5 protein-coding genes are annotated in these 6,715 nt (G+C 56.9%); all 5 read right to left on the bottom strand.

Annotated features, from left to right (window positions below):
- On the bottom strand, positions 1-1,052 hold a 1,052-nt coding region (locus AB7S84_RS15785; RefSeq protein ID WP_428155670.1), incomplete at its 3' end, for a TRAP transporter large permease.
- Positions 1,049-1,492 carry a TRAP transporter small permease gene (locus tag AB7S84_RS15780; RefSeq protein WP_159449727.1) on the bottom strand — a complete coding sequence of 148 codons (444 nt, stop codon included), beginning with the start codon at positions 1,490-1,492 and terminating at the stop codon, positions 1,049-1,051. The genes AB7S84_RS15785 and AB7S84_RS15780, both read right to left, overlap by 4 nt.
- Positions 1,493-1,632: 140 nt before the next feature.
- Positions 1,633-2,664 carry a TRAP transporter substrate-binding protein gene (locus AB7S84_RS15775; protein ID WP_020876206.1) on the bottom strand — a complete coding sequence of 344 codons (1,032 nt, stop codon included), beginning with the start codon at positions 2,662-2,664 and terminating at the stop codon, positions 1,633-1,635.
- Positions 2,665-2,878: 214 nt separating this feature from the next.
- Positions 2,879-4,987 (bottom strand): glycosyltransferase, encoded by a 2,109-nt coding sequence (locus tag AB7S84_RS15770; protein ID WP_020876205.1) that lies wholly within the window; start codon positions 4,985-4,987, stop codon positions 2,879-2,881.
- Positions 4,984-6,465, bottom strand: coding sequence for a glycosyltransferase (locus AB7S84_RS15765; RefSeq protein WP_020876204.1), 1,482 nt, complete (start codon positions 6,463-6,465; stop codon positions 4,984-4,986). The genes AB7S84_RS15770 and AB7S84_RS15765 overlap by 4 nt, the downstream gene beginning before the upstream one ends.
- Between the last annotated feature and the right edge of the window lie 250 nt (positions 6,466-6,715).

The raw sequence follows: 6,715 nt of genomic DNA, 5'->3' as shown, positions 1-6,715 counted from the left end.
AAAAAAATCGGAACGGTCAGCATAACGAGAGCCAGAGAGTCCATGAAGCACCCTCCGAAAAAATAGACCACCACCACCATGAAAAGAATGGTGATGGGGGGGAGACTGAATCCGCCGATCCATGATGCAATGTCGAAAGGAATCCGGGTGACGGCCAGAAATTTGCCAAAGATGGTGGCTCCGGCGATGAGCATCATCACCATGCAGGATGTGCGGAGGGTTTCATAGAGGGCGGCGACAAAGCTTTTCCAGCTGAGCTTCCGGCGGAACAGTGCAACGGCCGTGACCCCGAAAACACCCACCCCGGCAGCCTCGACAGGCGTGAACAACCCGATGAAAAGGCCGCCCATCACCAGCGCAAAAACCGTAAATGTTTCACCCAGATCCATGAGAGAGCGAAGCCTTTCCGACCAGGTAAAGCGTTCGCCCCGGGGCCCTTGGTCCGGGGATAAACCGCACCAGATCATGATCGTGACAATAAACAGAATCGTGACCAGAAAGGCCGGCAGGATGCCCGCGACGAACAACTTGCCGATGGACTGCTCGGTCATGACACCGTATATGATGAGCACCACGCTGGGGGGCATGATCATGCCCAGCCCCCCTCCCGATGCCACGGAACCGGCCGCCAACTCATCGGCATATCCCTTGCGCCGCATCTCCGGCAGTCCGATGGTGGCCATGGTTGCGGCCGTCGCCGGGCTTGAACCGCAGACAGCCCCGAATGCCGTGCACGCTGAAACCGTCGTGATGGCCAAGCCCCCTCGGATGCCGCCCAGGAACTTGTAGGCCGTATCGTAGAGCCTTCGACTCATGCCGCTGTTGAACGCCAGTTGGCCCATCAGGATAAACAGGGGGACCGTTGTCAGTCCATACGAAGAGAAGGTTTCGTAAAAACTGCGGGCCAGAAGGTTCAAGCCGCCCTGAAATGAAATAATAACACTGAATCCCAGAAAACCGATGATGGCCATCACATAGGCGACAGGCATTCTCGTTAGAAACAGCATAATCATCACAACAATACCGATAATACCAATCCATGTGGGATTCATTTTTCTTTTATTCTCTCAATATTATCAACAAGCCCTTTGATAACGACCAGGGAAAGCATCCCAAAACAGAATGCCGTCACAACAAGGGTCAGATACTCGGGCAGTTCCAGGTTCATGGAAACCTCGCCGGATTTCTTCATCTTCAATGCATAGTCAATCATGCGCCACGTCACCAGGCCGAAAAACCCGAGGCTGCAACATGCCGTGCAGATATCGATCAAAATACGGGTTTTTCGCGACAATCTGGAGACAAACAATTCGACCCCGATATGGCCTTTGGTGTCATGGGTAAAGGGAAGTGAAAAGGCCACCCCGAAAACCCCCATCAGCGTCACCAGTTCGACCGAGCCGAAAACAGGATGCTTGAAAAACCGACCGACCACATCAACACAGGTCAGAAGCGTCATTCCGACAAGAAACAGGGCACCGACGGATTTCATTCCGTCCGATACAGATTGAATTATTTTCCAGAAAACTTTCATGATAGCGCGTTGCCTCTGTTCCGCTCTCCGTTCTTCGCAGAAGTGCGTCCTGTATGTCAGGACGCACTTCTGCGGCAATGATGGATTCGTTTCGTGGATTATTGAAAATTTTTAAGGGATTCGCGGATCGCTCCGATCACGCCCTTTCCATTCAATCCCTTCTTGTCGAGATCCGCGGCGTACATATCGATGAGCGGCGCAACGGCCTTTTCCCATTTGGCGCTTTCTTTGGCATCCAGACCCAAAATCGTGTTGCCCTGTTCCAGAAAAAAGCGCACGCCTTCCATATCACTCGAGTCCCAGGCCTCTCCGTGTTTGCCCGCCCATTCCACATTGATTTCCTCGATGATTTTCTGGTCCCTGGGGTCGAGTTTGTTCCATTTGTCCTTGTTCATGACGACAAAAAAGACGGTTGTGTACCCGGAGGGATAGGCAAAGGTCGCATATCGGGTCACCTCTCCCAGCTTCCATCCCTTGTTGGCTTCCACCGGATGCATGGAAGCGTCGACCACTCCTTTCTGAAGACTCTGGTAGGATTCGGGCATGGGCATGGGTACCGGCGTTCCCCCCAATGCCGCGGCCACCTCGGCGCTGGTTCCCGTGGATCTGATCTTCAGACCTTTTATATCCTCAAGGGTTCGGACGGCCTTTTCCCGGGTATGGAGCATACCGGGGCCGTGGGCGTGAAAATAAAGGACCTTCGTATCGCTGAACTCTTTGGGTTGGAACTTCGCGTAGACTTCGTTGGCGGCTGCGGTCGCGGCGACTCCTGAGGTATAGCCAAAGGGCAGGTCGATGGCGGACATCAGGGGAAATCTGCCGCGGGTGTACGCCAGTCCCGAAGTGCCGATATCGGCGATACCCTCCATGACGCTGTCATACGTCTGTTTGGTATTGGTCAGTGTCTGACCGGCGTAATACTGAATTTTGATACGACCGTCGGTGCGATTTTCAACCTCCCGGCACCAGGATTCTGAAAGCTGACTTTGCACGTGCGTAGGGGGAAAAAAGCTGCTGTAGGTCAAATTGACGGCTTCAGCCGCCGACGCCGCCGGAAAGACCTTGAACAGAGAGAAACAAAGACAAAAAACGAACCCTATACGGGTATAGAACGGAAAGAGCTTCTTCATCGGGGGCCTTCCTCCTTCTTGGATGACAGTCCGGCTTAGATGGTCAACCGGGCAACATGAATTGACGTTCTGCTTCGAAGTAGTGCCGTGTCTTTGGATCATAAACCTCCTTTCGTGCGTTTCGGGTCAGGATGCTCAAACCTCAAAAAACGATTCTCCTAAAAAAGCTTCGAGATTTCAAATCTTTTTTTTTATGAGGCAATCCCCCGGGAGGTCAAGGCGTTCTGTCGTAGTAAGCCCGGTACATGACGAGGGTGTCGGGTCGCCGTCCCAACAACCGCGCCCCCGTGTAGGTCAGAAACAGGCGGAGAATGAGGCCCGTACGTCGGGAAACGCCGAACCGCCAATGCCGCGGGGAGATCTTAGCGTCTCCGAAAAGAAAAACCACCCGCCCCAGGTTCTGCAGTCGCAGGCTCAGTTCGACATCCTCCATAATCGGCATATCCGGATACCCCCCCGTCGCGGCAAGCAGCCCGCGTCGAAAGAATTGGACCTGATCCCCGAAGCTGATCCCCAGGAAAGCCGCTCGGAAATCATTGGCCGTATCGAGCAGGCGAAAACGCCACCCCTGTCCGTCAAACCTTCCGCCGACAGCGCCGCCGGCGATCATGGATTGACGTCGGAGCAGCCCGACGATGTCGTTGAACGCCGGTGCAGCGATTCGAGTATCGGCATGGACCACGGCGATAATGTCGCCGACCGCTGCCGCCACCCCGGCGCGGATCTGTCCCCCCCGGCCGCCGCCCCTTTCCGGAAGGGCCGGATGGCGAATGATCCGGGCTCCCGCCCGTGATGCCTCCGCAATGGTATCATCCGTCGATCCGCCGTCCACGACAATCACTTCCACTACGAAGCGATCCCGGAGCACCGAACTCACGCAGGCGGCCACGCGGGCACCTTCGTTTTTGGCGGGAATCACCACGCTCACCGTTTCCGGCGGCCGGCCCAACGCGGGGCTTTTGAGACGATGCAGACTGCGGCGGACATCCAGCAAAAACAATGCCCAGAATGGGAGCCACACCCATAGCGGCGCACCGTCGGGCATACGCCACTGCCCGGTGAAATACCGATACCCCTCTGCCGTGAAAACGACGCTGACGGTAAGACAGAGAACCATCCACGATGCAAAGGGTTTCAGGGCCAGAAACGGAACGATCCAGGCGATGTACCAGAAATGGACCGTCGGGGATAGAAGCAGCAGCGCTCCCAGGACAAAAAAGCAGCCCGATGCCGGATCATCGTAAAATCGACGATTCCGCCGGGGATGGAAATACCCGTACCCCAGAATCAGCATACCGACGAGGATTCCTTGGCAAATCCCCGTGGCCGGAGCGATCCCTCCCAGCATCCACCGGAGAAGGCCGTGAATCGGACCGTTGAATGCGAACCGGGTGCCGAAAAGCATCAGGGCGTCGAAGATCCGAGCCAGACCGCCGTCCAAAAACGGCAGACAGGGGAGCACAACGACAGGCAAAGCCGCCCAGAACCAGGGACGGCTATCCCGATTGAATAAAAACGGGAGGATCAGAATCGCCACGTATTTGGACTGAACGGCAAGCCCGATCGCAAAAAACATCCAGCCCCAGCGTTTTTGATCGTAAAGCCACAAGGCGGCCAGGAGAAAAAAATTGTGGATCGCGTCCAGGTGTCCCTGGCCGGCGAAGGCATGCAGGACCACCGGATTGAAGGCATAGAGGACCGCCCATCGCTCGTCCAGACGGCGATGGGAAAAAAGACGCATCAGCAGAAAAAGGGTGCCCAGATCGAACAGTATCACCGCGGTCTTGATGACCAGAGGGGTGTAGCCCAACCGAATGAGAGCGGAAAAGCCCACCACCATCAAAGGCGGATAGACGGCGGGGATGTTCGGATGATTGATGCCCGCATGAAACGGATCTTTTCGGGCGAGTTCCGCCAGGACGGGATCATCGGGGGGATGGATGTAGGGGTTGATGCCTTCCCGGACAAGCTGCGCTTCCCAGAGATAGCGGTTCATGTCGTCGGATGGGGGAAACGGCAGAAGGCACACCCGGCAGATCAGCGCCGGAACGAGGATCGCCCGGATTCGTCGCCTGCGGGATACGCTCCGGGGAAAGCAGAGGGTCAGGGCCAGGCATGCGGTCCATGTCGCCGCGAAAAGAACAATGAAGCAACCCGAGTGGAAGGTATATCCGAGAAAAAGCAGGGGCGTCCGGCCGATATCCCTGAATCGTCCTCCGGCACAGCATAAGACAATCAGCAGGAGGACGGCGACGGCGTAAGGCAACCATTCGGTTTTGGTGCCGGATCGGCGACCTCCCGGAAAACCTTTCACGGGGATCATCCCTCCCTGAACAGGCGGGGGGCCAGGGTCAGAAGGCCGACAAAGAGAAATCCGGCGGCATAGACAGCCAGAAACGGGCCGATCAGATATTTTCCGGCCTTCAGATACGCCAGAAAGGTCATGACACAATACCCCCCCAACAGTATTTCCGCGAATGCCAACCCCGGAAAAGCCGTACGGTAACGCTTGATCTCGCGGTCGCCCCGTTTGGGGGTTCGAATGAAGGGGCTATCGTGCCCGATCAGGGCCTCGACGACCGCCCGTGTGTTGGACAGAGCGATGCCGACACCGACCACAACGAGAACCGGCATGATGAGCACTCGACGCAGCCAGTCGGTATAAGCCGCCCGTTGGCTGACGAGGTAAAGGGCGTTGGGTGCCGTCATGGAAACCAGGAGGATACAGGCGACGGCTCCGAAAAAAAGCGGGCCCCCTTTCAGGTCGAACCCCAGGAGAACAGGCAGGGCCAGAACCGCCACGACAAGCATCATGGGGTGGATCAGGTAATGGGTCATATGAAAAAAAGCCTGAATTTTCTGAAAAATCGGTACCGGTTGATGCACGAGGCGCGGGAACAGCTTGAGCGCCGTCTGGATGGATCCTTTGGCCCATCGGAACTGCTGGCTCTTGAAGGCATTGACGTCCTCGGGAATCTCCGCCGGCACCACCAGATCCGGCAGAAACAGCGTCCGCCATCCGGCAAACTGAACCCGGTAGGAGAGGTCCATATCCTCGGTCAACGTGTCCCAGGCCCACCCTCCGCCGTCGTCGATGGCCGACCGCCGCCAGATGCCGGCGGTTCCGTTGAAGTTCATGTAGAGATTGTTCCAGTTCCGAGCGGCCTGCTCCACCATGAAATGACCGTCAATCCCGATGGATTGCGCCCGGGTGAGGAAGGATCGCTTCCGGTTCAGATGCCCCCACCGGGCCTGAACGAGGGCCAGACGATCATCGGTCATGAAAAACGGGACGGTCCGGAGGAGATAATCTTCGGGAGGAACGAAGTCGGCATCGAAGACCGCCACCAACGTCCCTTTGGCGACCTCGAGACCGGCGGCCAGTGCGCCGGCCTTGAATCCGGTTCGCGTATTTCGTCGGATAACCTGCACATCAAAACCCTCGGCTGCCATCGATTCGGCCATCCGGTCGACGATATCACCGGTTTCGTCGGAGGAATCGTCGAGAATCTGGATCTCGTGGCGATCTCTCGGATACCGCATTCGGCAAACCGCCCGGATCACCCGCTCCACCACATTCACTTCGTTGTAGACAGCGATCTGGGTCGTCACTACAGGGAGATCGTCCCGTAGAGCGGGGTCACCGAATCGTGCTGCGACACGCTCGAGGCGGCGTGCCGCACGACGCCGCCCCCGGTGGAAAAGAAAGATCATGACATAACAGTTGAGGCCGTAGAGCATCAAAGCTCCGGCGGCCCCAAAATAGAGAAAGACCGCGAAATACCACAATAGCGCCGCCATTTGTCATCGCTCCCGATTTTTTCAGTTTCTCGACTTTCATGATGGTAACCGGAAAGAGGTGCCGGGAGGATACGGCCCGCGCCCCTTCAGCGGTGAGTTTTAGTGCCGCTTAAGCGCCGCGGAGGATCAGCGGCCCGGACTGTTTGAGCGCCAGCGAGTTTCCGGGCCGCCCGGAGCAAGCTTTAGACATAATGATTGACAGTTACCATCCGAGTTTCCGGAACGTCCGGATCTGCGCAACCCGCAGAGA

This window comes from Desulfococcus sp., assembly GCF_050178255.1.
GTDB classification, from domain to species: domain Bacteria; phylum Desulfobacterota; class Desulfobacteria; order Desulfobacterales; family Desulfococcaceae; genus Desulfococcus; species Desulfococcus multivorans.
Note: the sequence above shows the minus strand (reverse complement) of the source record. Positions and strands in the feature narration are given on the sequence as shown.